Source organism: Pseudoclavibacter sp. VKM Ac-2888 (genome assembly GCF_015351285.1).
Classification (GTDB): Bacteria; Actinomycetota; Actinomycetes; order Actinomycetales; family Microbacteriaceae; genus Pseudoclavibacter.
On the sequence record NZ_JADKSM010000001.1, the window covers coordinates 1075189 to 1100346 of the forward strand.

Here is a 25158-nt window from a genome sequence, read left to right on the forward strand (position 1 = left end):
AGCCTGGCGCTGATGGACTGGACAGATCACGGCATCTCGCCGCCGAGCGGCAGAATTCCGAACGACGAATTGCGGGCGGTCTCGCTGAGGCCGCCCGCCTCGGGCGCGTGGCGCGACGGCGACGACGTCGGCCACCGCCAGTTCGCCTGGCTCGGGGCGTTCAGCCCCGAGCACGGCGGCGAGCTCCCGCTCATCCGGCTCGCCTACGAGACGTGGGGCACGCTCAACGCCGACCGCTCGAACGCGATCCTCGTGCTCCACGCGCTCACCGGCGACTCGCACGTGGAGGGGCCGCTCGGGCCCGGGCATCCGACCGCAGGCTGGTGGCCGGGCATCGTCGGTCCCGGGGCCCCTCTCGACACGGACCGCTACTTCGTGATCGCCCCCAACATGCTCGGCGGCTGCCAGGGCTCGACGGGACCCGCGAGCCTCGATGCTCGCGGGAACGCGTACGGATCCTCCTTCCCGGTGCTCACGATCCGCGACCAGGTGCGAGCGCAGGCGCTGCTCGCGGACGAACTCGGCATCGCCTCGTTCGCCGCCGTCATCGGCGGCTCCATGGGCGGCATGCACGCGCTCGAGTGGGGCATCATGTACCCCGACCGCACGCAGCGGCTCGTCGTGATGAGCGCACCTGCGGCGTCCGACGCGCAGACCATCGCGCAGAACACCCTGCAGATCGACGCCATCAGGCTCGATCCGAACTTCAACGGCGGCGACTACGCGGACGAGCCCGCCGGCTTCGGACCGCACCGCGGCCTCGCCCTCGCGCGGCGCCTCGCCATGCTCAACTACCGGTCGGGCACCGAGCTCGACGACCGCTTCGGACGCAGCTGGCAGTCCAACCTAAGCCCGGAGCAGGACGAAGGGCGCTACGCCGTCGAGTCCTACCTCGACTTCCACGGCAACCGCTTCACGCGTCGCTTCGACGCCAACAGCTACATCACGCTGCTGACGGCCATGAGCTCGCACAACGTCGGCCGCGACCGCGGAGGCCTCGATGCCGCGCTCGCGCGCGTCACCGCATCCACCATGGTCATCGGCATCTCGACGGACGTGCTCTTCCCGCCCGAGACGCAGCACCGCATCGCCGCGGGCGTGCAGAACAGCTACTCAGGCGACAGAGCCGTCACGATCAGGTCGAACTTCGGCCACGACGGGTTCCTGCTCGAGATCCACCACGTCGGCGACGCCATCCGCTCCATGCTCGCGAACGGCTGAGCTGGCGGGTGTGCGAGCCGCCGAGCTGCCGCTCGGAGCCGCGCGCACAGCTCGCCTGCTGCGCGGCCACATCGCCCAGAGCGCCCAGACGAGCAGCACGACCAGCAGCCCGTTGCGACCCGCGAGGAGCGCGACGCCGGCGGAGTGGGCATCGGTCACGAAGTTGTAGTTGCCTGGATAGATGATCTGCGTGAGCCAGGCGATGCAGAGGGCGATGCCGGCGGGCAGCGCGAAGCGCCTGACGTCGACGATGAGCCCGAACACGATGACCGGCGCGAGCCACGTGATGAACTGCGGCGAGCCGACCTTGTTGAAGACGATGAACGAGAGCACGAGCGCGAGCGACAAGGCCGGGAACAGGCGCGTGAACGGCATGCCACGACGCTTGGAGACAAGTGCGAGCAGCACCACGCCGAGCACGCCCACGCCAAGCACCGGCGTGAGCAGAGCGCTCACGAACTCCGTGCCGGGACCGTCGACCTGGAAGGTCAGGATCTCCATCGAGTAGTAGGCGTCGTAGCCAGGCACCTGCATCGACGCGAGCCACATCGGCACGGTCGCGGCGACCGCCTCGACCTGCAGCCCTCGCCCCGTCTGCTCGGTCACGAAGGAGAACACGTTCGACCCGCCACCGAGCGCGAGGGCCGGGATGAGCACGGCAGCGCACACGACGACGGCACCAGCAACGAGCCAGAGTCGGTGGCGCAGCACGATGAAGGCCGCCGCGAACACGGCAGCTGGCCAGATCTTGAGCCATGCGCCGAACGTGAGCAGGGCACCCGCGATCTCGGGACGACGCCGAAGCGCCAGCAGCGCGAGGATCGCGATCGGCACGCTCACCGCATCGATGCGGCCGAGCGCCACCGGTCCGAGCAGGGCCATGAGCACGAGCCACCACCAGGCGGCGATCTGCCGGAGCCTGGCGTCGCGAGACGAGGGGCGCCACAGCGTCAGCGCCGCGAACGCCACGGCGTTGCCGGCCGCGACCACCAGCAGCCAGCCCAGGCCGTAGTTCGCCTGCCCGCCGACCGCGTCCGCCACCAGCATCGGCAGGAGCGAGGGCAGCGGGTACACGAAGGTCGTATCGATGCCGGGCACCTGCCCCAGCTGGGCCTGGTCGACCCACCCGCGGTAGACCTGGAACACGTCTCCCATGGGGTTCGAGAGCGAGTAGAGGTTCACGAGGATCAGCACGTAATGGACGCCCGCGAAGGCAAGCCAGAGCGTCACGATCGAGAGAGGGCCCGGCCAGTGACGGGCGATCCACGACGAAGTCATGCGGGACAAGCTACCCCAGGTCAGGCGCGCAGCTTGGACGCCACGAGCGCTCCGACGAGGCGCGGCAACGCAGCGGTCGCGTCGCTCGCCCTGATCGGCGCACCAGGACCGAACCTCGTGAGCTCGTCGATCGGGGCAAGCAGCGCGGAAGCGGCCTCAGCGTTTCCCGCGTTCAGCTGCGACGCCAGCCAGCCGGCTCGCGCGTGCAGCCAGACAGCCGCTGCCGCGAGGTGCTGCGGCTCCGGCTGCTCGGCCACGTCTCGCTTCGAGGCGACGGCGCTCAGCGCACCCATGGCCCCGGCCAGCACATCACCGGTCCCCGCCGTGGCGAGCCAGGCTCCCGGCGCATCCACGACGATCGTCGGACCGTCCCCCGCGATGTAGGTGCGGTGCCCCTTGAGCACGAGCGTGCAGCCGAGACGATCCGTCACGAGGCGGACAGCCTGTTCCGGCTCCTTGATGACGTCTGTGGCATGCACCTCGGTGTCCTCGAGCTTCGTGATGAGGGCGGCGAGCTCGGCCGCATGGGGCGTCAGGATGCATCGGCGCACGTGGTGGCCTCCCAGCACGCGCTTGGCGATCTGCCCGAGCGCGCCGGAATCGGCGATGACCGTCGCGTCGAGCTCCCTAGCACGATCGAGCGCTTCCCGCGCCTCGCTGGTGCGCCGCACGTCCTTCGGATCCACTCCGGACCCGACGACGAGCGCATCGAACGACGCGAGATCGGCGACGACCTCCGGACTCTGCCATAGCACCGCCTTGGTCTCCGCCTCGCCCCCGGCGTAGCGCACCATCCCGATCCCGGTCGCGAGGGCGGCCCTCGTCCCCAGGACGGCGGCGCCCGGGTAGTGCGTGGAGCCCGTCACGAACGCCGTGACACCCCGGCGGTACTTGTGGTCGTCCTCGCGCGGCGCGAAGACGCTGGCCGCGGCATCCTGAGCATCGAATTCCCTCACCCGGCCATACTGGTCGCTCTTCGACGACACGCCAAGTCGCCACCGCGCTCCGGCGAGGAGACCGGCGATCAGTGGCGAGCAGTCGCGTCCCGGATCTCGCCGACGAGCTCCTCGATGATGTCCTCGAGGAAGAGCACGCCGAGCGTGTTGCCCTCTCGATCGAGGACCCTTGCCAGGTGGCTCCCAGTGCGCCGCATCGTGGCGAGCGCGTCCTCGAGGTCGGCCTCGTCGTGCATCGAGTCGAGCGAGCGGATGCGCTTGACCGGGATGGGCCGGTCGAACTCGTCCGGCTTGTCGAGGTCGAGCACGTCCTTCAGGTGCACGTAGCCGGAGAATTCACCTTCCTCGTCCAGGATGATGTAGCGCGAGTAGCCGTGCTCGGAGACCGCGCGCTGCAGCATCTCCGGCGTCGCCTCCGGCGGCAGCACCACGAGCTGCTCGCCCGCGATCGCGACCGCGGCGACCTTCTTCGCCGTGAACTCGAAGGTGTTCGAGAGCGTGCCGGCACGATCCATGAGTACACCCTCGCGCTTGGACTGCTCGACGATGCCCGCGACCTCGTCGAAGGTGAACGCACTCGTCGTCTCGGCCTTCGGCTCGACGCCGAACAGGCGCAGCGTCGTGTTCGCGATGCCGTTCAGCGCCCAGATGACCGGTGCGAACAGCCGCGAGAAGAACACGAGCGGCGGGGCGAGCAGGAGCGCCGCGCGGTCAGGCACCGAGAAGGAGATGTTCTTGGGGACCATCTCGCCGAGCACGACGTGCAGGTACGAGACGACGATGAGCGCGATGACGAACGCGATGGTCGAGATCATCTCCTCGCTGAGCCCCGTCGCGGAGAGCGGGATCTCGAGCAGGTGATGCAGCGCCGGCTCAGAGACGTTGAGGATCAGCAGCGAGCAGACGGTGATGCCGAGCTGGCTCGTCGCGAGCATGCCGGTCGCGTGCTCCATCGCGTAGAGCGTCTGCTGGGCGGCTTTGCTGCCGCGCTCGGCTCGGGGCTCGATCTGCGATCGCTTCGCGGAGATGACCGCGAACTCCGCGCCGACGAAGAAGGCGTTCGCGGCGAGGAGCACCACGAGCCAGGCGAGTCCAGACCAGTACTCAGCCACGGTTCTCCTTCTCGGCGTGCTTGTCGGCGAGGCGCTGCATGAGCGCCTCCCTCGACTCGTAGGACTCGTTCGGCGTGAACGCGACCCGATCGACCCGGCGACCCTCCATCCGCTCGACGCGGAACGTGCCGACGGGGACCTGCACCTCGTCGCCGACCGCGGGGATGCGCTCGAGCGCGTTCATCATGAAGCCAGCGACGGTCTCGAAGGGCCCGTCGTCGTCGAGCTCGATATTCAGGCGGTCCCGTACCTCATCCGGCCGGAGCATCCCGTCGAACGTCGTGCGGCCTTTGGCGCGCACGACGTCGAGATGCGCTCGGTCGTGCTCGTCGACGAGCTCGCCGACGATCTCCTCCACGAGATCCTCGAGAGTGACGACCCCGTTCGTGCCGCCGTACTCGTCGAGCACGACGGCGAGCTGGAAGCCGCCGGAGCGGAGCTCGGCGAGCAGAGCGTCGAGCCCCAGCGTCTCCGGCACGAGCAGCGCATCCGTCTTGATCGCGCCGACCGGCACGGAACGGCGGCGATCGAGCGGCAGCGAGACCGCATTCTTCAGGTGGGCGACGCCGACGATCTCGTCGATGTCCTCACCGGTCACCGGGAACCGGGAATGGCCCGTCGACTTCGCGAGGTCGATGAGGTCCTGGACCGGCGCGTCGACCGCGATGGACTGCACACGCGGCCTGGGCGTCATGACGTCCGCCGCGATGTGGTCGGAGAACCGCAGCGTGCGGCTCAAGAGCACCGCCCGCTCGCCCTCGAGCAGTCCGACGAGCGCGGAGCGGCGGACGAGGCTCGAGAGCTCCTCTGCCGTGCGGGCGCCGGAGAGCTCCTCCTTGGGCTCGATGCCGAGAGCCCGGATGAGGCCGTTGGCGCTTCCGTTGAGCACCGCGACGGCGGGGCGGAAGACGGTCGTGAACGCGACCTGCAGCGGGATGAGGAACTTCGCCGTCGCGCGCGGCACGGCCAGCGCGAAGTTCTTCGGGATCAGCTCCCCCATGACCATCGAGAGCCCCGTGGCGATCACGATCGCGAGCACGGCGCCGACGGGGCGCACGGCGTCCTCCGGCAGCCCAACGGCGCCGAGCGGCGACGAGAGCAGCGACGAGATGGCCGGCTCCATCGTGTAGCCCGTGAGGAGGGTCGTCAGCGTGATCCCGAGCTGCGCGCTCGAGAGGTGCGTCGACGTGTGCTTGAGCGCGTTGATGGTCGGGGTGAGGCGCTTCTCCCCGCGTTCCCGACGCTTCTCGAGGTCGTTGCGGTCGAGGTTGACGAGCGCGAACTCCGACCCGACGAAGACGCCGGTCCCCACCGTCAGGAGGACGCCGATGCCGAGCATGACCCACTCGTTCACGAACCCTCACCCCTCGATACGGGGATGGTTCGGGGATGCCGAGCCGGAGAGGAGGCGGCGCTCAACGCAGGCAGAGCTGCGGCGCGTGAGGGTGCGGATCGCGGAGGATGGTCATCGTCCATAGTTGCCACGAAGTATAGCGAAGACCACCCTCACGCGACCGCGACTACCAGGACACCGGGAGGGCCTTGCCCTCTTCGTAGCCGGCGGCAGACTGGATGCCGACCTTCGCGCGCTGGCGGAACTCGGGCAGCGAGTCGGCGCCCGCGTAGGTGAAGGACGAGCGAACGCCCGTCGTGATCATGTCGATCAGGTCATCGAGACCTGGACGCTTCGGGTCGAGCATGATCTTCGAGGACGAGATCCCTTCCGCGAAGAGCAGCTTGCGGGCGCGCTCGTAGGGCTCGAGGTCACCGAACCGAGCCTCGACGGCCTTGGTCGACGCCATGCCGAACGACTCCTTGAACCAGTTGCCCGACTCGTCCGTCCGCACCGTGCCAGGCGCTTCGACGGTGCCGGCGAACCACGAGCCGATCATGACGGCGGAGCCTCCCGCGGCGAGCGCGAGCGCGACGTCGCGCGGGTAGCGCACTCCCCCATCTGCCCATACGCGTGCCCCGAGCGCGTGCGCCGTCTCCGAGGTCTCCAGCACGGCCGAGAACTGCGGACGACCCACGGCCGTCATCATGCGGGTCGTGCACATCGCACCCGGTCCGACGCCGACCTTGATGATGCTCGCCCCGGCCGACACGAGGTCGTGGACTCCGCTTCCACTCACCACGTTCCCGGCGACGATGGGAACACCGAGCTCCGCGCCGCGGACCGCCTCGATCGCGCGCAGCATGCTCCCCTGGTGGCCGTGCGCCGTGTCGAGCACGAGGACGTCGGCACCGGCTTCCACGAGTGCCCGAGCGCGCTCGAGCGCGTTGCGCGACACGCCGACGGCGACCGCGACACGCAGGCGTCCCTGCGAATCGAGCGCAGGGCGGTAGATCGTGCTGCGGAGGGCACCGCCCGAGGTGACCGTCGCGACCTCGCCGGTCTCGGTCCGGACGGGGGCGAAGTTCGACCCGGTCTCGGCGAACGAGTTGAAGACCGCTCGCGAGTCGCGCGCGAGCGAGACGGGGATCTCGTCGACGAAGTGGTGACTGAGGTCGGCGAGCACGGCGTCGCTCGGGACACGCGCGAGGGTCGAGGCCTGCAGGACTCCCAGCACATCTCCGGTGGGCCCGAGCACCGAGACGCCGAAGCCGGCCACCGGCGGCACGAGCTCGAGCACGTCGCCGACCGTCGCCTCGCCCTTCGCCGTGAACGGAGTGTCCAGCACCGGATCCTGCGACTTCACCCAGCGGATGGCGGCTTGCAGCTCCTCCAGCGACATGTCCTGAGGAAGAACTCCGAGCCCGCCGCGGCGCGCTATGGCGGCTGCCATGCGGGGCCCGGTGACCGCGTTCATGTTCGAGGCGACCAGCGGAATCGTCATGCCGGTCCCGTCGTCCGGGGCGAGCGAGACGTTGAGTCTCGAACCCACGTCGGAACGACTCGGAATGAGGAACACATCGGAGTAGGTGAGCTCGTGGTGAGGGGCAGGACCAGAGAAGTGCATGGCCTCCAGATTACTTTGCGGAGCCCCCTCCTCACCCCACTTTCGCGCAGAGCGCTCGCCAAGGGCGTTAGGCTTGTCACTCGATGGGGTCGCCGCCCAGATTCGGCGCGTCCCGCATCACTAGACGAACGCGAGACGAACTCAGGTGGCGAGTCATTTGACCAGTGCGGGTACAGACGAAGCAAAGTCCGATTTCGGAGCCAATGACTGGCTCGTCGAGGAGATGTACGAAAAGTACGTCAAGGACCCGAAGAGCGTAGACGAGGCCTGGTGGCCGACGCTCGAGCAGTACGCGAAGCAGCAGGGCGCTGCTCCCGCGAAGACGGCGCCCGCGGCTCAGCCCGCCAAGGCGGCTCCGGCTCCCGCGGCTGAGGCGAAGAAGCCAGCGGCCGACGGTGAGGCTCGCAAGCAGGCGAAGACGACTGCCGCGGCCCCTCAGGAGAAGCTCATCCCAGCGGATGCACCCGCCGCTGACAAGGAGAAGGCCCCGTCGCGCGAGAACATCGTGTCGCCGCTCAAGGGCATGGCGAAGGCCATCGCCAAGAACATGGACATCTCCCTGCAGGTGCCGACGGCCACGAGCTACCGCGAGATCCCCGCGAAGCTCATGATCGACAACCGCATCGTGATCAACAACCACCTCCGGCGGACCCGCGGCGGCAAGGTCTCGTTCACGCACCTCATCGGCTGGGCGCTCGTGAAGGCGCTCATCAAGTTCCCCAGCATGAACGTCTACTACGACGAGATCGACGGCAAGCCATCCGCCATCGAGCCAGCGCACGTCAACCTCGGCATCGCGATCGACGTGCCGAAGCCGGACGGAACCCGCGCCCTGGTCGTGCCGAGCATCAAGCAGGCCGAGACCCTCAACTTCCGCGAGTTCCTCGGGGCGTACGAGGAGCTCATCAAGCGCGGACGCCAGAACAAGCTCAGCGGAGACGACTACGCGGGCACCACCATCTCGCTCACGAACCCGGGCGGCATGGGAACCCTCCAGTCCGTCCCGAGGCTCATGAAGGGGCAGGGCGCCATCATCGGTGCCGGCGCCCTCGACTACCCGGCCCCCTATCAGGGCATGGCGCAGCACGTCCTCGACGACCTCGCCATCTCGAAGCGCCTCACCATCTCGAGCACCTACGACCACCGGGTCATCCAGGGCGCCGGCTCCGGCGAGTTCCTCAAGATCGTGCACGAGCACCTCACGGGCAAGCACAACTTCTACGAGGAGATCTTCGCCTCGCTGCGCATCCCGTACAAGCCCGTCGTGTGGTCGCAGGACGTGCACGTCGACCTCGCCGCGTCCATCAACAAGACGGCGCGCGTGCAGCAGCTCATCAACATGTACCGCGTCCGCGGCCACATGATGGCGGACATCGACCCGCTGCAGTACGTGCAGCGCACGCACCCCGACCTCGAGATCGAGAATCACGGACTCACGTTCTGGGACCTCGAGCGCGAGTTCGTCGCGGACGGCTTCGGCGGCAGCCAGCGGATGCTCAAGCTCCGCGACATCCTCGGCATCCTGCGCGACTCCTACTGCCGCACGATCGGCATCGAGTACATGCACATCCAGGACCCGGAGCAGCGCGCCTGGTTCCAGGACGAGCTGGAGCACCCGTACACGAAGCCCACGCACGAAGAGCAGATGCGCATCCTCAACAAGCTCAACGAGGCTGAGGCGTTCGAGACCTTCCTGCAGACGAAGTACGTCGGCCAGAAGCGCTTCTCCCTCGAGGGATCCGAGTCGGTCATCTCGCTGCTCGACACGATCATCCAGGGTGCAGCGGAGGAGGACCTCGACGAGGTCGCCATCGGCATGGCCCACCGTGGTCGCCTCAACGTCCTCACGAACATCGCGGGGAAGACCTACGGGCAGATCTTCCGCGAGTTCGAGGGCGTGCAGTCCAGCTCCGGACGCGGCAACTCCGGCGACGTGAAGTACCACCTCGGCATCGAGGGAACCTTCACGGCGGCATCCGGCGCGACCATCCCCGTCTACCTCGCCGCCAACCCCTCGCACCTCGAGGCGGTGAACGGCGTGCTCGAGGGCATCGTGCGCGGCAAGATCGACCGCAAGTCCGACGGCCGCGACGCCGTGCTGCCGATCCTCATCCACGGTGACGCGGCGATGGCCGGCCAGGGTGTCGTCTACGAGACGATGCAGATGTCGCAGCTCCGCGCCTACCGCACGGGCGGCACGATCCACGTGAACATCAACAACCAGGTCGGCTTCACGACCACCCCGCGCGACGCCCGTTCGTCGATGTACTCGACCGACGTCGCGAAGGCCATCTCGGCTCCCGTCTTCCACGTGAACGGCGACGACCCCGAATCGGTTGCTCGCGTCGCCGAGCTCGCGTTCGCCTACCGCCAGCGCTTCAAGCGCGATGTCGTCATCGACCTCATCTCGTACCGTCGCCGTGGCCACAACGAGGGCGACGACCCGTCGATGACGCAGCCCCTCATGTACAACCTCATCGAGGCGAAGCGCTCCGTGCGCAAGCTCTACGCGGAAGCCCTCGTCGGCCGTGGCGACATCACGCAGGACGAGTTCGACGCGGCGCAGAAGGACTTCCACGACCGCCTCGAGCGCGCCTTCGCGGAGACCCACCAGGCGCAGACGCAGTCGACGCCCATCTCCGCGGCCGAGCTCTCGGCCGTCGGCTCTCGCGAGGAGAACCACCGCTCCGAGCCGGACTCGACCGCCGTCGCACGCGAGGTCGTCGAGATCATCGGCGACGCGCACGGGAACCCGCCAGAGGGTTTCTCGGTGCACACGAAGCTCAAGGCGGTGCTCTCCAAGCGTGAGCAGATGAGCCGAGACGGTGGCATCGACTGGGCATTCGGCGAGCTCCTCGCGCTCGGCTCGCTCCTCATGGAGGGCACGCCGGTGCGCATGTCGGGCCAGGACTCGCGCCGCGGCACGTTCGTGCAGCGCCACGCGCTCTTCCACGATCGCCTCAACGGCCAGAACTGGCTGCCGCTGTCGAACCTCAGCGACAACCAGGCACCGATCTCCATCTACGACTCGTTCCTCAGCGAGTACGCGGTGCTGGGCTTCGAGTACGGCTACTCGGTCGAGCGACCTGACGCGCTCGTGCTCTGGGAAGCGCAGTTCGGTGACTTCGTCAACGGCGCGCAGACCATCATCGACGAGTTCATCTCGGCGTCCGAGCAGAAGTGGAACCAGCGCTCGAGCGTCGTGCTGCTGCTCCCACACGGCTACGAGGGCCAGGGCCCCGACCACTCGTCGGCGCGCATCGAGCGCTTCCTGACGCTCGCCGCGGAAGAGAACATGACGGTCGCGATGCCGTCCACGCCGGCGTCGCACTTCCACCTGCTGCGCCGCCAGGCGTACGCGCGTCCCCGCAAGCCACTCGTGATCTTCACGCCGAAGTCGATGCTGCGTCTCCGCAGCGCCGTCTCGCCGGTCGAGGACTTCACGAACGGCTCGTTCCGCCCCGTCCTCGATGACGAGCGGATCACGGACAAGGCGGCTGTGCGCCGCGTCGTGCTGCACGCGGGCAAGCTGCACTACGACCTGCGTGCGGAGCTCGACAAGCGCGAGGACACGAGCGTCGCGCTCGTGCGTCTCGAGCAGTTCTACCCGATGCCAGGCGAAGAGATCAACCGCCTCCTCGCCGAGTACCCGAACGCGGAGATCGTCTACGCGCAGGACGAGCCGGAGAACCAGGGAGCGTGGCCGTTCATACGCACGCACCTCGCCCCCATGCTCGAAGGACGCACGATCCGAGCCGTCACACGACCGGAGTCCTCTGCACCTTCCGTGGGCACCATGAAGGCTCACCAGCGCCAGCAGGCCGAGCTCATCGAGGGCGTTCTCGCCGACTAGGCTTCGCGCCTCGTCTGCACGACGAAGACGCCCGCTCCGAGCAATCGGGCGGGCGTCTTCGTCGTGTGCGTGCGCGTGTGCGGCTAACGACCGGTCAGGAGCGCCACGGCGTCGTCGAGGTACGCGGCGAGCGCGCTCGAGCTGCCGGCGCCGAGACCCGCCTGGGCGCCGGGCACGGCACCCCAGTGCAGGACGACCTCGCCGCCGACGACCTCCAGCCCAGGGTGCGCGCCGGCCCCCAGGCCGTCGGAGAGCTGGATCGGCGTCGCCCCGTAGTTGACGGTCTCGCCCACCTCGAAACCCGAGCGCAGCGCGGCCAGCTGGACGCGTCGACGCTCGGCGGCGAGGGCTGACTGCTCGCTGTAGTGGTCGGGCTGCTTGGCGACGCGAATGACCGAACCGACCCGGTACAGCCCGCCTTGATCGTCGAGCAGCAGCTCGCGCAGCCGCCAGACGCTGGAGACACGTCGCATGACGGGCCCGCGACGGATCCCGAGCACCGGACGGCGCTCGACGAGCTCGCCGAGCGTCTCACGCCTGGCAGCCCGCGCGTCCAGTTCGGCTGCCACTTCGCCGACGCGCTCCGACAGAGCGCGCCAGGCGTGATCGTTCGGGTCTGCAGTCATCTGCCGCGCGGGCGTCTCGGTGCTGCTCGCCTCAGTTCGCGACGGGCGTGCCGTGCGAGCGCTGGATGCTGCGGAGCTGGTCGAGCACGTGCATCCGCAGTTCCTCCGGGGCGCGTTCCTTGCAGGCTCGCTGCACGACCTCCATGAGCGAACGATTCACGTGCAGCTCGCTCTCGCAGTCCTTGCAGTGCTCGAGGTGCTCGCGAATGTCGCTCGCATCCGTACTCGCGAGCTCGTTGCGCAGGTACTCCTCGAGGGCGTCCTTCGCTTTCTCGCAACCGCAATCGGTCATTTCTTGCTCCCTGTTTCCTGCTCGTCCCCGTCCAAGGGCGGAATGATGCCGTTCTCCCTCGCGTAGCCGGTGAGGCGATCGCGAAGCAGACGCCTGCCGCGGTGGAGCCGCGACATGACGGTGCCGACGGGGGTCTTCATGATGTCTGCGATCTCCTTGTAGGAGAAGCCCTCCACATCCGCGAGGAAGACCGCGAGGCGGAAGTCCTCCGGGATCGCCTGGAGGGCGTCCTTCACCGTCGAATCGGGAAGGTGGTCGATCGCCTCGGCCTCAGCCGACCGCGACGACGTCTGCGCGGTCGCCGACTCGGCGCCGCCCAGCTGCCAGTCCTCGAGGTCTTCCAACGCATTCGCGTACGGTTCCCGCTGCTTCTTGCGGTACGAGTTGATGAAGAGGTTCGTGAGGATGCGGTACAGCCACGCCTTGAGGTTCGTGCCCTGCTCGAAGCGAGCGAACGCGACGAAGGCCTTCACGAAGGTCTCCTGCACGAGATCCTGCGCATCCGCGGGGTTCCGAGTCATGCGCATGGCCGCCGCGTACAACTGGTCGATGTACTGCAGCGCCTGCTCCTCGAACAGCTGCCGGAGTTCGTCCTGGTCTGGGGTCGCCTGAGGCGACTTCTGCTCACTCATTACGCGTGAGTGTACTGCCGTGCGCCGCTCAGCGGCTTGACGCCTCGGCGGCGCGAGCGTTGTCGGCAAGGGCTGCCCTCCTCTTCGATGTCAGGTGGAAACGCATTTCCGGGTGGTGCGCGCGTGTGTGGCGGTATCGTTGTCAACCAATGGAGATCTTTGGCTATTCCGGACCACGCTTCGACCTGTACCGAGATGACGAGGGCAGCGAGCCGCTGACCCTCGGCGACGGTCCGTGGGCGGCTCCGACGGCGACTTCGCCGATCGACGCGCGCCTGCAGATCCCCGGGTCGAAGAGCCTCACGAATCGCGAGCTCGTGCTCTCGGCGCTTGCGGAGGGGCCCTCGAAGCTCCGGCACCCGCTCTGGGCCAGAGACACGGAGCTCATGATCGACGCGCTTCGGCAGCTCGGCACCCAGATCACCGAGGTGCCCGGCGACGGGCGGTTCGGGAACGATCTCGAGATCACGCCCGGTGAGCTCGAAGGCGGCGTCTCGATCGACTGCGGTCTCGCGGGCACGGTCATGCGGTTCGTTCCCCCGCTCGCATCCCTCGCGCTCGGCCCGGTGGCCTTCGACGGCGACGAGGCCGCACGCCGACGCCCGATGAAGGGCACGGTGGATGCGCTCAAGGCGCTCGGCGTGGAAGTGCGCGACGACGGCCGGGGCGGCCTGCCCTTCTCGCTGTACGGCACCGGCGAGGTCGCCGGCGGCGAGATCACGATCGACGCGGGAGCCTCCAGCCAGTTCGTCTCCGGGCTGCTCATGGCGGGCGCGCGCTTCACGGACGGACTCACGCTCATCCACTCCGGCGATCGGGTTCCGAGCCAGCCGCATATCGACATGACGCTGGCGGCGCTGCGCGAGCGCGGCGTCGACATCGACGACTCGACGCCAGGCGCCTGGCGGGCCGAGCCCGGCGCCATCGACGGACGCGAGCTGACGATCGAGCCGGACCTCTCCAACGCGGAGCCGTTCCTGATCGCCGCGATCGTCGCGGGCGGCAGCGTCTCGATCGAGGACTGGCCGGAGTCGACCACGCAGGTCGGTTCGCACCTCCAGCATCTCCTCCCCCTGTTCGGCGCGAACATCTCGGTCGAGGACGGCGTGCTCACCTGCACGGTCGAGCGCGGCATCGCCGAGGGAGCCGAGGTGCCCGGTGTCGACCTGGATCTCTCCGAGGCCGGTGAGCTCGCCCCGAACCTGGCAGCGCTGTGCGGGCTGTGCACGACCACGAGCCGCATCACGGGAATCGCGCACCTCCGCGGTCACGAGACCGACCGCGTCGCGGCCATCGCGGCGGAGCTGCGCGGCATCGGCTGCGAGGTCACAGAGCTCGAAGACGGACTCGAGATCGTTCCCGGAGCGCGCACGGCGCACGAATGGCGAAGCTACGAGGACCACCGCATGGCCACGTCGGGTGCCATCGTCGGTCTCGCCATCGCAGGGGTCACGGTCGACGATATCCACGCGACGAACAAGACGCTGCCCCAATTCGTGCAGCTCTGGCAGGACATGCTCGACCAGGGCACGCACAGCGACCCGGATGAGGGCGAGGACGACGGCAGCGTCGACCTCGCGGCCTTCGCCATCTGACCGTGTCCCGTTCACTCGGCGACGCGTTCGACGCCTACGGCGACTGGGACGAGGAGGACATCCGTGTCCGTCCGAACCCCAAGGCAAACAAGCCCAGGTCCAAGCAGCGCCCGAAGCACAGCGATGCGGTGACGGGGCGCGTCGTCACCGTCGACCGTGGCCGCTACACGGTGCTCCTCGACGAGGGGACGCCAGAGGAACGCACGGTCACCGCCGCGAAGGCGCGAGAGATCGGCCGCACGGCGATCGTGACGGGCGACCTCGTCGACCTCGTCGGCGACACGACCGGCGACACCGGCAGCCTCTCCCGCATCGTCCGCATCTGCGAGCGCAAGACGCTGCTCCGACGGAGCGCCGACGACACCGATCAGGTCGAGCGCGTCATCGTCGCGAACGCCGATCAGATGCTCATCGTGGCCGCGACGGCCCAGCCCGAGCCGCGGCCTCGACTCATCGACCGCTACCTCGTCGCTGCGCTCGACGCCGGCATCCAACCGCTCCTCGTGCTGACGAAGACCGACGTGGCGCCTGCGGACGAGCTCCGTGCGCTCGTCGAGCCCCTCGGCGTGAAGGTCTTCGAGTCGCGTCCCGGCGGTGAGCCCATCGAGGAGCTCCGCGCAGCCCTCACCGGGCACACGACCGTGGCCGTCGGCCACTCGGGCGTCGGCAAGTCGACCCTCGTCAACGCCCTGGTCCCCGGCACACTTCGCGAGACGGGTGTCGTGAACGCGGTCACCGGTCGTGGTCGGCACACGTCCTCCTCCACGCTCGCGGTCCGCGTCGAGGACTCGGACGGGCACACGGGCTGGATCATCGACACCCCGGGCGTCCGCTCCTTCGGCCTCGGACACGTGAACCGCGACAACGTGCTGGAGGGCTTCACCGAGCTCTCCGCGATCGCCGAGGAGTGCCCTCGAGGCTGCACGCACCGGGCCGACGCCCCGGACTGCGCGCTCGACGACGCCGTGCGTGACGGGGAGCTCGACGAGGCGGGAATCGCCAGGCTCGATTCCTTGCGACGCCTGTTCCTCTCCCTCGATCAGGCGGCGGACACCGCCTACTGATCACCGGGCTCGCCTAGGCTGAGCTGGTGGCCACCGAACTCCTGCATCCGCTCTCCTCCGATCTTCGCCTCGCGAGAGAGCTCGCCGACATCGCCGACGCGATCTCGATGAAGCACTTCAACTCTCGCTCGCTCGGGGTGTACGAGAAAGAGGACCGCACGCCGGTGACGGATGCGGACCGCGCTGTCGAGCAGGCGCTGCGCTCGCGTCTCGCGGAGACGCGTCCAAGCGACGCCATCCTGGGCGAGGAGTACGGCTCGCACGGCACCTCCCGCCGACAGTGGATCATCGATCCGATCGACGGCACGGCGAACTTCATGCGCGGCATCCCGATCTGGGCGACGCTCATCTCCCTCGTCATCGACGGCGTCCCCGAGGTGGGCGTCGTCTCGGCGCCTGGCCTCAACCGCCGGTGGTGGGGCGCGACAGGCCAGGGCGCGTATCTCGATGACGACCTCAGCGACAGCGACGTCGCGACGGACCGGCGCATCCAGGTGAGCGCCGTCGACGAGCTCGAACGCGCCTCCATCAGCTACAACAGCCTCAAGGGCTGGGACGAAGCGGGGCGTTCAGCGCAGCTGCTGGAGTTCAGCCGTGCCGTGTGGCGCACGCGCGCGGTCGGCGAGGTCTGGTCGTACATGCTGGTCGCCGAAGGCGCGATGGAGGTCGCCGGCGAGTTCGATCTCCAGCCGTACGACATGGCCGCGATCGTGCCGATCGTCGTGGAAGCCGGCGGCACGTTCACGAGCATGGATGGCGAGGAGGGGCCGTGGCACGGGAGCGCCCTCGCCACGAACGGGCTCCTGCACGAGCAGGCGCTCAAGGCGCTCGCCGCGCGCTGACCTCAGCCCGGGTCCCGGCCCGCGCGGGTCACTCCCCCGCTGGCTGGGCGCGCTGGCGTCTGCGGTGGCCGGCGAGGTCGATGATGGCGACCACGAGCGTGATGCAGGACAGCCCGATGACGACGATGAGCCCGCCCGCGACGGACGCCTTGTACGCCTCCTGGACCACGGGCGAGCTCGTGTCCGGGCCCGTTCCCGCGATTTGCAGTGCCGCGACGCCAGCGAAGAAGACGGAGCTGCCGATCGCGAGCCCCATCGCGTTCCCGAGGCGCTGACCGACCTGCGCGAACGAGCCTGCGATGCCGGCCTGCTCGACGGGAACGTGCAGCAGCATCCGCATCTGGTTCGCCCCCATGACGAGCCCCGCCCCCGCCCCGGAGATGATGAGGGCGGCGCTCACCAGGTACGGCGAGAGCTCCGGCTCAGCCAGTTGGGTGACGACGAGCACCACGGCGTAGCCCACCGCGAAGAGGGCGACGCCGACAGCGACGAGCGTCGCGCCGTGGTGGAACGTCCACTTGCCCGACACCGCGGCGACCACGGCGGACGTGAGGGCGTATGGCACCGAGACTGCTCCGACCAGCACGGCCGCATGTCCGAGTCCCTGCTGGAGGAACAGCGTCACGAGCAGGAAGCCGACCGGCATGGCCGCGAAGAAGAGCGTCGTGATGAGCACCCCGTACCGGTACGAGGGCGTACGGAAGAGCGCGAAGTCGACGACGGGGGTCTTGCCGAGACGGAGGTAGCGCCGTTCCCAGAGGATGAAGCCGACGAAGAGTGCGACCGCCGGTGCGATCAGCCACCACCGTGCGGGGTTGTCGGTGTCGCGTCCCGAGGTGAGGACGAAGGGCAGCATCGTCGTGAGCACGGCCAGGCCCAGGAGGGCGACGCCGAAGAGGTCGAGGGTCTGCCCCCGAGCCACCTCCTGCTTCGAGGGCAGGAGACGCCAGGCGAACGGGAGCACGATGAGAGCGAGCGGGACGTTCATCGCGAAGGTCCAGCGCCAGCCCGCCTCTTCCCCGAGGAGGCCGATGAGCAGCCCGCCGATGGTCGGCCCGAACGCCGTGCCGAGACCCACGATGGCGCCGAAGATGCCGAAGGCCCTGCCTCGCTCCTGCCCCGTGAAGAGCTGCTGGATGAGTCCGAGCACCTGGGGCATGAGGATGCCGGCCGCGAATCCCTGCAGGATGCGCCCGCCGATGAGCATCTCCGTCGTGACGCTCAGCGCGCACACGAGCGAGGCGAGTCCGAAGGCGACGAGGCCGATGAGGAACAGGCGCTTGCGGTTCCAGAGGTCGCCGAGCCTGCCCGAGGGGACGAGGAGGATGCCGAACGCGAGGACGTAGCCGGCCACGATGAGCTGCACGTCGGACGAGGCCGCCCCGAGGGTGTGCTCGATCGGCCCGAGGGTCACGTTGACCTTGGCGAGGTCCAGGATCGTGAGGACCGCGACCGCCGCGCACACGGCGAAGGCTGGCCAGCGCGATGCTTCCTGCGTGGATGGCGACGACGCGGACGACGGTGAGGTCGCATCGAGCTGTTCGTCTGACCGCTGCTTGGGGGAAGTCGCGTCTCGTGGCATATGGAGCACATGCTACGCCGCTCTCGGGAACCGCATGGGCCGCTTCGCCGGTCGGGGCCTCAGTGGTGATCTTCGGGAATGCGGCAATAGACTGGTCCAGTCGCGACTCCGGGAGCGGCATGGAGCTCTGGACCACGTACACCCCCACGAGGAGCAACGATGCGAACCGCCGCCGTACGAAGCGCCGCAGGCGCGTCCCTTGGGCTCAGCGCCCTCCTCCTGCTCAGCGGATGCACGCTGGTCACGACCCTCGCGGGTGGCGGCTCGGACCCGGTGGTGACGACGTCGTCCACCACAGAGGCGACGGAGTCGTCGACGACCACGCCGACGGAGAGCGAGACCGCCACACCAACGCCGACGGCGGTCGCAGGGACGATGACCGGCATCGAAGATCTTCAGGTGGGCGACTGCTTCGACCTCGAGTCCGGCGCCGACGACGCCGAGCTGTTCCCGAACTGCGACTCGCTGCACACCTTCGAGGCGTACCACACGGAAGACATGCAGGGTGGTGCTGACTTCCCGGGCGACGCCGCGGTGGATACGGCGCTCCAGGACATCTGTTCGGCCGCCTTCACCGGCTTCATCGGCGCCGAGCCCTTCCTGACGAGCTGGAACTACACGGGCATCGTGCCGAGCGCGGAGTCGTGGGGTGGCGGCGACCGCGAGGTCCTCTGCATCGTGACTCCCGTGGACGGCCAGCCGACGGCTGGCACTGCAGCGGGCTCAGCCAGCTAGCCTGGGAGCGTGGCTCACCGACTCCCCGCAACGCTCCTGACCGCGCTCCTCGCGGGAGCCGCGCTGACGGCCTGCACGGCTTCGCCAGATGCGCCCCGGATGGTGCCGATCACGGAGCTGTCTGCCGGTGACTGCTTCTCGTCGAATGCGGCGCAGACGGTCGCTACGATCGCTGGGTCCTGCGACACCCCGCATCTCTACCAGGTGCTGTCCATCACGCCCTCAGAGCTGGGCGAGGACTTCCCCGGCGAGGCGGCTCTGACGGCCGAGGCTGACGCACGGTGCGCCGCAGACTTCGCCGGGCTCGGCTCCGATGCCACGGCGGGGCTCACCGCCCTGCACCTCGTGCCGAGCGAGGCGAGCTGGGCCGAGGGAGACCGCGACCTCGCCTGCCTGGTCGCGAGCAGCGACGGCGAGGAGCTGACCGGCTCGCAGGTGCCAGCGGGGAGCTAGCTCCTCCGCTCGGTTGGTTGTGGACAAGCGCGGCTGGGTGTCGGAGGCTCCGGGTACCGTTCTCGACACAGCAGGTTCTCGATCAGTGCCGTTCGCGTCCGTCCCGGTTCGCGGAGATTGCAGGATTCCGCGTCCGGAGAGGAAAGACCCATGCCAGCATCCACCCAGCCGTCCGCAGTGCTCCCCTCGGCGAGTGCCTCGACAGAGCTCGTGATCGGCGAAGATGGGCTGGCCCGCCCGCCCTGGGCGAGCCAGGATCAGCTGCTGATGGACTACTACGACACGGAGTGGGGCATGCCGATCGCCGACGAGCGAGGCGTGTTCGAACGGCTCTGCATGGAGATCTTCCAATCCGGGCTCTCGTGGCGGCTCATCCTGCAGCGTCGTCCCCTTCTCCGCGCCGCGTTCAGCGGCTTCGACGTGGATGCCGTCGCCGAGTTCGGTGACGACGACCTCGAGCGGCTGATGCTCGACGCGGGTGTCATCCGCAACCGTCTGAAGATCTCGTCGATCATCAAGAACGCGCGCGCGACGATCGTCCTTCGCGAGAGCGAACCGTTGCACGAGCTGGTCTGGAGCGCGAAGCCGCAGGTGACGCCGAGGCCCACGACCGTTGCCGAGGTCCCGAGCAGCAGCGAGGAGTCGAGGTGGCTGACGAAGCAGCTCAAAGCGCGCGGCTTCAGCTTCGTCGGACCGACCAACCTCTTCGCGCTCATGGAAGCCATCGGCGTCGTGGACACGCACCTGGTCGGCAGCCACAGGCGAGGCAGCTCCGGGGTGTGGCCGGAGAGCTGAGCAGCGTCACCCGCAGAGACAACAGTGCCCCGGCTGCCGAGTCGATGACCTGGCAGTCGGGGCGTTGCTCATGACGTGGGTTTCGTGGAGATGGGGGGAATCGAACCCCCGTCCACAACTACGAAACCGCGGCTTCTCCGGGTGCAGTCTGTCTACTGTTCTACTTGGCTCCGATCATGGGGACAGACACCTTGATCGACGAGCCCAGTTCCAGTGCAAGTCCCGTGGTGCCCTGAAACACAACACCACAGCAAGTTCCCTTAATGACGCCAGCTACCGGAGCGGGAACTCCCCCGGGCTGACGGACTATCGGACTCGCTTAAGCAGCGAGGGCGAAGTCGGTGCGCTTAGCGTTAGCACCTATGTTTTGCGAGGGGCGTTTACGAGATAACCCCGCATCCTCGACCCGCTTCACGCCGATTCACCAGTCATGTCGAAACCGATCATCCCCGTGAGCCGAGTCTCCTCGGCGGCGTTCCACGTCATGAGCACTGTTGAGTTGCAGCTGCCAGAACAACTGGCAGCTCCTAAACATACGTCAAGTCGGCCGAGAAATCCACGTCCTGGGCTGCTCAGGGCAAGCCTGAAGGCGATTCCCGGGAGGACCAGTAACCTGAACCCCATGAGCGGCAATGACTTTGAAGGATTCGGGCGCCCGAATTGGCAGAAGCCCGAGAACGGCGACGAACACGCCCCGGAGTCTGGGGGCGAGTCTCAGGAGACGCAGGCGGGTGAACCACCGCAGCAGGACCTGCCAGAGGTGACCGAGCAGTCCGGGAACGCCGACGCGGCGTCCGGGCACGAAGGTTTCGGCGCGCACTTCGGCCGACCCGCTGAGCAGCAGCCCGACGCGCCTGCTCCGGATGCGACCGGGTACGAGGCCCCCGCGGCCCCCACTTGGTCGCAGTCCCCAGAGCAGGACGTGCCGTCTGCACCCGTGACCCCTGTCGCGGATTCCTCGCACGAAGAGACGGCCCCGCCCGAGCAGAACAGCACCGAGGTCCTCGGCTTCGGCGAAGGGAACCAGACGGCGGTTCTCGGACGCGGCGACAGCAACCAGACGGAGATCCTCGACTCGGGAGCGCCTGCCGCACCGAGCTGGGACCAGTCCCCCGCCCAGGATCAGGGGGCTTGGATCGACCAGGGCGCAGCGGCTCCCGGCGCAGCGTGGGACCAGCAGGCGTCAGCTCCCGCCTGGGGGCAGTCTGCCCCAGAGGCGCAGGACGCACCGACAACGCAGACACCAGCCTGGAACGCCCCCGCCGGCCAGGACGGCCAGGGGCAAGGCCCGGGTCAGGGCGGCTTCGACGCTCCAGCGTTCGGCGACCAGAACGTCCCGCCCGCCTACGGTGGCGCGAATGAGGCATCGACCTACGGCTCCACCGCGTCGGCCGCGGCAGCGCCCGCCTTCGGCGCGGCCTACGGCGCACAGCAGCAGGCCGGCGCGTGGAACGGCACGCCGGACAACCAGACCCCAGCCCCCTACGCGCCGGGTCAAGCACCCGGCCAGGCTGTCGGCGCGCCGGCGTTCGGCGACAACGGAGGCGGCGGCTTCCAGGGTGGCGGCCCCGGTGGCCCGAACGACTTCGGCAACGGCGCCCAGCGGAAGAAGCCCTGGTTCCGCAAGCCAGCCATCCTCATTCCGGCGATCATCGGAGTCGTTGTCCTCGTGGGCGCGGCCGTGGCGATCCCCGTGACCATCCACAACAACAACGTGAACCGCGGCGACGAGCTGGCGGCGGCGTTCCAGACCGATCTCGACGCGCACTACGCCGACTGGACGACCGAGAACCTCGACCTCGCCTCGAATGTCACGATCTCCGCATCGCTCGGCGAGAACACCGACTTCTTCTCGCAGTCCGCGGCACAGATGTCCGACTTCTCGACCCGCTGCGGAAACGTGGCGACAGCCGAGACGACCATCACCGACCTCGCGAGCTCGACCGTGCCCGCGCTTACGGTTGAAGAGGGCGCAGACGCCTCCGAGGCGTACAAGGAGGCGCAGACCGAGAGCGATGGGCTGAGTGAGCGACGCGACATCGTCGCGAACTTCGCCGACACGGCCAGTGCCGACGTCGCCGCCCTGCAGCAGTTCTGCGAGGCGTTCCCGAAGTACAACTCGATCTACAACACGTTCGGAACGCAGCTCGCGGCACTGTCCAGCACGGTCTTCACCATTCCGGACGGCCAGAACATCGACCTCGGGAACAACCTGTACTACCCGTGCAACGTGTCGACGGGCTGCCCCGACTACAGCGACCCGAACATCGGCACCAAGATCGCCGATTCCATCAAGTCGACCTACGTCGACTTCTACCGCGGGATCGCCGACCTAGCCGCGTCCGACTGCTTCCTCGACGAGCTCAGCGACGTGTGCACGAGCTACAGCACCGAATTCGGCAAGGCAGCGGATGCGGCGCAGGCGGCTTCCGACTCGTACCGCTCGGAGACGCTCAGCCTGACCGTCGGCGCAGTGCCCTTCGCGAACTCGGCCCCGCTGTTCACGGCGATGTTCGACTCGTTCGATGCGGCGGATGCGGCCGTGCAGACGGCTTGGTGGAGCGCTGATCCCTCCTCCAACGGGCAGAGCGATCGGGGCTGGCAGTCTCGCAGCCTGAAGACGCTCCTCTCGGCGCACGAGAGCTCGATCGCGACGCTCGTCGAGAGCGTGCGCTGACCTCCTGAAGCGCGGACAGCGATGCGGCCCCCGATCCAGTGGATCGGGGGCCGCATCGCTGTTGCCGCTCGTCGTTCGAGGAGCGCCGGGGGTCACTCCCCCATGTACTTGCGGGAGGCCACGGCCCTGTCGGCCTCCCGCTTGTCCTGACGCTCGCGGAGGGCGTGGCGCTTGTCGAACTCGCGCTTGCCCTTGGCGACGGCGAGTTCGACCTTGGCCCGGCCGTTCAGGAAGTACAGCGTGAGCGGGACGAGCGTGTACCCGCCCTCCTTGGTCTTCATCGCGAGCTTGCGGATCTGCTCCTTGTGCAGCAGGAGCTTGCGCTTGCGGCGCGGGGCGTGGTTGTTCCAGGTGCCCTCGAGGTACTCAGGGATGTGCACGGCGTCGAGCCACGCCTCACCGCGGTCGATGTACGCGTATCCATCGACGAGGGAAGCGCGCCCCTGACGCAGCGACTTCACCTCGGTCCCGTTGAGCACGATCCCCGCTTCGAGGGTGTCCTCGATCAGATAGTCGTGCCTGGCTCGACGGTTCGTCGCGACAGGCTTTGTCCCTTGCTCCTTTGGCATGGCCTCTTCCTCTCTCGACGGCAGACGATGGACAGCCCGCTATCTTACGACACGGGCTGTCCATCGGTCTACTCTGCGGGTTTCGTGCGGGTCAGACCTTGAGGTACTTGTTGATCGCGATGCGCGCCGATGCCCAGGCGAGCAGCACGCTCACCACGAGCAGCACGGGGAGCGCGAGCAGCGCCTCCGGGACTCCGATGAGGGAGACGAAGGGCAGCTGGCGTCCAAGGTAGCCCTGCACGAAGAAGTGGGCGATGGCGAGCGTCGCCCCCGACGCGAGGACTGCGCCGATGAGGGCGGCCACGATTCCCTCGAGGATGAACGGCGCCTGGATGTAGCGGTTCGAGGCGCCGACGAGACGCATGATGCCGATCTCGCGTCGGCGGCTGATGGCGGAGAGGCGGATCGTGGTTGCGATGAGCAGGGCGGCCGCGACGAGCATGACGACGGCGATGCCGATGGCGGAGAGGCTCGCGACGTTGAGCAGCTCGAAGATGCTCTCGAGGTACTGCCGCTGGTCGGTGACCGCTTCGACTCCGTCGTAACCCTCGAGCTGCTGGATGATGATGTCCGCCTGGTCGGGGTCGGTCAGCGTGATGAGGAAGCTCTCGGAGAGGTACTCGGGCTCGACGAAGGAGACGATCGGGTCGCCGGCGAACTGCTGCTGGAAGTTCGCGTAGGCCTGGTCCTGGTCCTCGAAGACGTACTCGTTGATGTACGGCGTGAGGACGGCACCCTGGAGGGCCGCTTCGACGGCCTCGCGCTGCGACTCGCTGGCCTGCCCACCGGCACAGTTTGGGGCGCTCGAGACGGAGGAGCAGAGGTCGACCGAGACCTGGGCGCGGTCGTACCAGAACGACTTCATGCTGCTGATCTGCTGCTGCATGAGGATTCCGGCGCCGACGAACGTCAGGGAGACGAAGGTGACGAGTACGACAGAGATGACCATGCTCGAGTTGCGGCGCAGTCCCTGCCACATCTCGGCGAATACGCGGCCGATCATTTGACGTCTCCAGTGTTCTTCGTGGTCGATTGGCCGGCGACGCGCGAGGCGATCGAGTCGGCGATGGATGTGGGTGCCTGAGATTCGACTGCGGCTTCGTCGTCCTGCTCGAGCTGGTTGGCGGCTGCCGTCTCGGCTTCGGTGAGGGGGACGATCCCGGGCTGGTAGACGCCGTCTGACTCGTCGCGCATGATGATGCCGCCGTCGAGCTCGATGACGCGTCGGCGTTCCTCGTCGACGATGGACACGTCGTGGGTGGCCATGACGACGGTCGTGCCGTTGGCGTTGATGCGCGCGAGGAGGCGCATGATGCCGCGGCTCGTGACGGGGTCGAGGTTTCCGGTCGGCTCGTCCGCGAGGAGGATGTCCGGCTTGTTGACGACGGCGCGCGCGATCGCGACTCGCTGCTGTTCACCGCCGGAGAGCTCGTGCGGGAACCGGTTGGCCTTGTCGCCGAGGCCGACGGTCTTGAGGACGTCGGGGACCGCCTTCGCGACGTGCCCACGCGACTTGCCGAGCGCTTCGAGCGCGTAGGCGACGTTCTCGAAGACGGTCTTCCCTGCGAGGAGGCGGAAGTCCTGGAACACCATGCCGATGCTGCGCCGGTAGTACGGCACCTTGCGGTTGGAGATGCGGCGCAGGTCCTGGCCGAGCACGTGCACCTGGCCTCGGCTGGGTGCGTCTTCTCGGAGGATGAGGCGGAGGACGCTGGACTTGCCGGAGCCCGAGGGGCCGACGAGGAACACGAACTCGCCGCGCAGCACCTCGAAGGTGATGTCGTCGAGTGCGGGGGCGGCGGTGCCAGGGTAGACCTTGGCGACGTTATCGAATCTGATCATGGCGCTAACAGGGTAGGCACCGGACTGGCGTCAGCCCGGCGCGACATGCAGAAGTGGTCAGACGCGATGGTCAG

The 25158-nt window shown here is 68.2% G+C and carries 21 protein-coding genes and 1 other RNA gene; 9 read left to right on the forward strand and 13 right to left on the reverse strand.

The window, feature by feature from the left end; translation table 11 throughout:
- Positions 1 to 12 precede the first annotated feature (12 nt).
- Positions 13 to 1221: a homoserine O-acetyltransferase MetX gene (gene metX / locus ITJ61_RS05175; RefSeq protein WP_104241522.1), complete on the forward strand. Its 1209-nt coding sequence runs from the start codon at positions 13 to 15 to the stop codon at positions 1219 to 1221.
- Here metX and ITJ61_RS05180 read toward each other — a convergent pair.
- From ITJ61_RS05180 to ITJ61_RS05200, 5 genes are all read right to left on the reverse strand, one after another.
- The gene (locus tag ITJ61_RS05180) at positions 1114 to 2499 is read right to left on the reverse strand and encodes a glycosyltransferase 87 family protein (RefSeq protein ID WP_194685674.1); all 1386 of its coding nucleotides are present in this window, start codon (positions 2497 to 2499) and stop codon (positions 1114 to 1116) included. The two genes, metX and ITJ61_RS05180, sit on opposite strands and share 108 nt — an antisense overlap.
- 20 nt (positions 2500 to 2519) lie before the next feature.
- On the reverse strand, positions 2520 to 3455 hold the full coding sequence (locus ITJ61_RS05185) for an ADP-dependent NAD(P)H-hydrate dehydratase (RefSeq protein WP_181059277.1): 936 nt from the start codon (positions 3453 to 3455) through the stop codon (positions 2520 to 2522).
- 68 nt (positions 3456 to 3523) lie between these two features.
- Positions 3524 to 4567 carry a hemolysin family protein gene (locus tag ITJ61_RS05190; RefSeq protein WP_194685675.1) on the reverse strand — a complete coding sequence of 348 codons (1044 nt, stop codon included), beginning with the start codon at positions 4565 to 4567 and terminating at the stop codon, positions 3524 to 3526.
- On the reverse strand, positions 4560 to 5906 hold the full coding sequence (locus ITJ61_RS05195; protein ID WP_104242103.1) for a hemolysin family protein: 1347 nt from the start codon (positions 5904 to 5906) through the stop codon (positions 4560 to 4562). The genes ITJ61_RS05190 and ITJ61_RS05195 overlap by 8 nt, the downstream gene beginning before the upstream one ends.
- Before the next feature lie 181 nt (positions 5907 to 6087).
- Positions 6088 to 7527, reverse strand: coding sequence for a GuaB1 family IMP dehydrogenase-related protein (locus ITJ61_RS05200; protein WP_194685676.1), 1440 nt, complete (start codon positions 7525 to 7527; stop codon positions 6088 to 6090).
- Between the two features lie 145 nt (positions 7528 to 7672).
- Here ITJ61_RS05200 and ITJ61_RS05205 point away from each other — a divergent pair, with 145 nt between their 5' ends.
- Positions 7673 to 11380 carry a multifunctional oxoglutarate decarboxylase/oxoglutarate dehydrogenase thiamine pyrophosphate-binding subunit/dihydrolipoyllysine-residue succinyltransferase subunit gene (locus ITJ61_RS05205; RefSeq protein WP_104241527.1) on the forward strand — a complete coding sequence of 1236 codons (3708 nt, stop codon included), beginning with the start codon at positions 7673 to 7675 and terminating at the stop codon, positions 11378 to 11380.
- Between the two features lie 83 nt (positions 11381 to 11463).
- Here the strand turns inward: ITJ61_RS05205 and ITJ61_RS05210 are convergent, their stop codons facing one another.
- Genes ITJ61_RS05210 through ITJ61_RS05220 form a run of 3 tightly spaced genes read right to left on the reverse strand, consistent with a single transcriptional unit; the run spans position 11464 to position 12930 of the window.
- Positions 11464 to 12006, reverse strand: a complete 543-nt coding sequence (locus ITJ61_RS05210; RefSeq protein ID WP_194685677.1) for a hypothetical protein — start codon at positions 12004 to 12006, stop codon at positions 11464 to 11466.
- 31 nt (positions 12007 to 12037) lie between these two features.
- On the reverse strand, positions 12038 to 12298 hold the full coding sequence (locus tag ITJ61_RS05215; protein WP_104241529.1) for a zf-HC2 domain-containing protein: 261 nt from the start codon (positions 12296 to 12298) through the stop codon (positions 12038 to 12040).
- Positions 12295 to 12930: a sigma-70 family RNA polymerase sigma factor gene (locus tag ITJ61_RS05220; protein ID WP_104241530.1), complete on the reverse strand. Its 636-nt coding sequence runs from the start codon at positions 12928 to 12930 to the stop codon at positions 12295 to 12297. Before ITJ61_RS05220 ends, ITJ61_RS05215 begins: the two co-directional genes overlap by 4 nt.
- A 149-nt stretch (positions 12931 to 13079) precedes the next feature.
- On the opposite strand from ITJ61_RS05220, the gene aroA reads away from it, so the two are divergent.
- From aroA to ITJ61_RS05235, 3 genes are read left to right on the forward strand one after another with little or no spacing between them, the layout of a single operon-like run.
- A complete protein-coding gene (aroA, locus tag ITJ61_RS05225; RefSeq protein ID WP_194685678.1) occupies positions 13080 to 14525 on the forward strand; it encodes a 3-phosphoshikimate 1-carboxyvinyltransferase in 1446 nt (481 codons plus the stop codon).
- 2 nt (positions 14526 to 14527) lie between these two features.
- Positions 14528 to 15589 (forward strand): ribosome small subunit-dependent GTPase A, encoded by a 1062-nt coding sequence (gene rsgA, locus ITJ61_RS05230; protein WP_104340872.1) that lies wholly within the window; start codon positions 14528 to 14530, stop codon positions 15587 to 15589.
- Between the two features lie 26 nt (positions 15590 to 15615).
- The gene (locus ITJ61_RS05235) at positions 15616 to 16431 is read left to right on the forward strand and encodes an inositol monophosphatase family protein (RefSeq protein WP_104298600.1); all 816 of its coding nucleotides are present in this window, start codon (positions 15616 to 15618) and stop codon (positions 16429 to 16431) included.
- Between the two features lie 28 nt (positions 16432 to 16459).
- Here the strand turns inward: ITJ61_RS05235 and ITJ61_RS05240 are convergent, their stop codons facing one another.
- Positions 16460 to 18013 (reverse strand): MFS transporter, encoded by a 1554-nt coding sequence (locus tag ITJ61_RS05240; RefSeq protein WP_194685679.1) that lies wholly within the window; start codon positions 18011 to 18013, stop codon positions 16460 to 16462.
- A 159-nt stretch (positions 18014 to 18172) separates the two neighbouring features.
- Between ITJ61_RS05240 and ITJ61_RS05245 the strand changes: the two genes are divergently transcribed.
- The 3 genes from ITJ61_RS05245 to ITJ61_RS05255 all read left to right on the forward strand — a co-directional run bounded on the left by ITJ61_RS05245 (position 18173) and on the right by ITJ61_RS05255 (position 19996).
- Positions 18173 to 18748, forward strand: a complete 576-nt coding sequence (locus ITJ61_RS05245) for a septum formation family protein (protein WP_104306914.1) — start codon at positions 18173 to 18175, stop codon at positions 18746 to 18748.
- Between the two features lie 9 nt (positions 18749 to 18757).
- On the forward strand, positions 18758 to 19201 hold the full coding sequence (locus ITJ61_RS05250) for a septum formation family protein (protein WP_194685680.1): 444 nt from the start codon (positions 18758 to 18760) through the stop codon (positions 19199 to 19201).
- Positions 19202 to 19351: 150 nt separating this feature from the next.
- Positions 19352 to 19996, forward strand: coding sequence for a DNA-3-methyladenine glycosylase I (locus ITJ61_RS05255; protein ID WP_194685681.1), 645 nt, complete (start codon positions 19352 to 19354; stop codon positions 19994 to 19996).
- A gap of 82 nt (positions 19997 to 20078) precedes the next feature.
- On the opposite strand, the gene ssrA is transcribed toward ITJ61_RS05255, so the two are convergent.
- Positions 20079 to 20447: a transfer-messenger RNA gene (ssrA, locus tag ITJ61_RS05260) on the reverse strand.
- Between the two features lie 171 nt (positions 20448 to 20618).
- On the opposite strand from ssrA, the gene ITJ61_RS05265 reads away from it, so the two are divergent.
- On the forward strand, positions 20619 to 22673 hold the full coding sequence (locus tag ITJ61_RS05265) for a hypothetical protein (protein WP_194685682.1): 2055 nt from the start codon (positions 20619 to 20621) through the stop codon (positions 22671 to 22673).
- 92 nt (positions 22674 to 22765) lie between these two features.
- On the opposite strand, the gene smpB is transcribed toward ITJ61_RS05265, so the two are convergent.
- The 3 genes from smpB to ftsE all read right to left on the reverse strand — a co-directional run bounded on the left by smpB (position 22766) and on the right by ftsE (position 25084).
- A complete protein-coding gene (gene smpB / locus ITJ61_RS05270) occupies positions 22766 to 23242 on the reverse strand; it encodes an SsrA-binding protein SmpB (protein WP_104241539.1) in 477 nt (158 codons plus the stop codon).
- A 91-nt stretch (positions 23243 to 23333) separates the two neighbouring features.
- Positions 23334 to 24245, reverse strand: a complete 912-nt coding sequence (gene ftsX / locus ITJ61_RS05275; RefSeq protein WP_104241540.1) for a permease-like cell division protein FtsX — start codon at positions 24243 to 24245, stop codon at positions 23334 to 23336.
- Complete coding sequence (ftsE, locus tag ITJ61_RS05280) at positions 24242 to 25084, reverse strand: cell division ATP-binding protein FtsE (RefSeq protein ID WP_104298594.1); 843 nt, start codon at positions 25082 to 25084, stop codon at positions 24242 to 24244. The genes ftsX and ftsE overlap by 4 nt, the downstream gene beginning before the upstream one ends.
- Positions 25085 to 25158 lie beyond the last annotated feature (74 nt).

What these genes read in the sequence shown, in the direction of transcription:
- smpB (WP_104241539.1), bottom strand. Translation starts at nt 23,242, where the DNA reads ATGCCAAAGGAGCAAGGGACAAAGCCTGTCGCGACGAACCGTCGAGCC.
- ITJ61_RS05255 (WP_194685681.1), top strand. Translation starts at nt 19,352, where the DNA reads ATGCCAGCATCCACCCAGCCGTCCGCAGTGCTCCCCTCGGCGAGTGCC.
- ITJ61_RS05215 (WP_104241529.1), bottom strand. Translation starts at nt 12,298, where the DNA reads ATGACCGATTGCGGTTGCGAGAAAGCGAAGGACGCCCTCGAGGAGTAC.
- ITJ61_RS05240 (WP_194685679.1), bottom strand. Translation starts at nt 18,013, where the DNA reads ATGCCACGAGACGCGACTTCCCCCAAGCAGCGGTCAGACGAACAGCTC.
- ITJ61_RS05180 (WP_194685674.1), bottom strand. Translation starts at nt 2,499, where the DNA reads ATGACTTCGTCGTGGATCGCCCGTCACTGGCCGGGCCCTCTCTCGATC.
- ITJ61_RS05220 (WP_104241530.1), bottom strand. Translation starts at nt 12,930, where the DNA reads ATGAGTGAGCAGAAGTCGCCTCAGGCGACCCCAGACCAGGACGAACTC.
- metX (WP_104241522.1), top strand. Translation starts at nt 13, where the DNA reads ATGGACTGGACAGATCACGGCATCTCGCCGCCGAGCGGCAGAATTCCG.
- aroA (WP_194685678.1), top strand. Translation starts at nt 13,080, where the DNA reads ATGGAGATCTTTGGCTATTCCGGACCACGCTTCGACCTGTACCGAGAT.
- ITJ61_RS05265 (WP_194685682.1), top strand. Translation starts at nt 20,619, where the DNA reads ATGAGCGGCAATGACTTTGAAGGATTCGGGCGCCCGAATTGGCAGAAG.
- ITJ61_RS05195 (WP_104242103.1), bottom strand. Translation starts at nt 5,906, where the DNA reads ATGCTCGGCATCGGCGTCCTCCTGACGGTGGGGACCGGCGTCTTCGTC.
- ITJ61_RS05200 (WP_194685676.1), bottom strand. Translation starts at nt 7,527, where the DNA reads ATGCACTTCTCTGGTCCTGCCCCTCACCACGAGCTCACCTACTCCGAT.
- ITJ61_RS05210 (WP_194685677.1), bottom strand. Translation starts at nt 12,006, where the DNA reads ATGACTGCAGACCCGAACGATCACGCCTGGCGCGCTCTGTCGGAGCGC.
- ITJ61_RS05245 (WP_104306914.1), top strand. Translation starts at nt 18,173, where the DNA reads ATGCGAACCGCCGCCGTACGAAGCGCCGCAGGCGCGTCCCTTGGGCTC.
- ftsX (WP_104241540.1), bottom strand. Translation starts at nt 24,245, where the DNA reads ATGATCGGCCGCGTATTCGCCGAGATGTGGCAGGGACTGCGCCGCAAC.
- ftsE (WP_104298594.1), bottom strand. Translation starts at nt 25,084, where the DNA reads ATGATCAGATTCGATAACGTCGCCAAGGTCTACCCTGGCACCGCCGCC.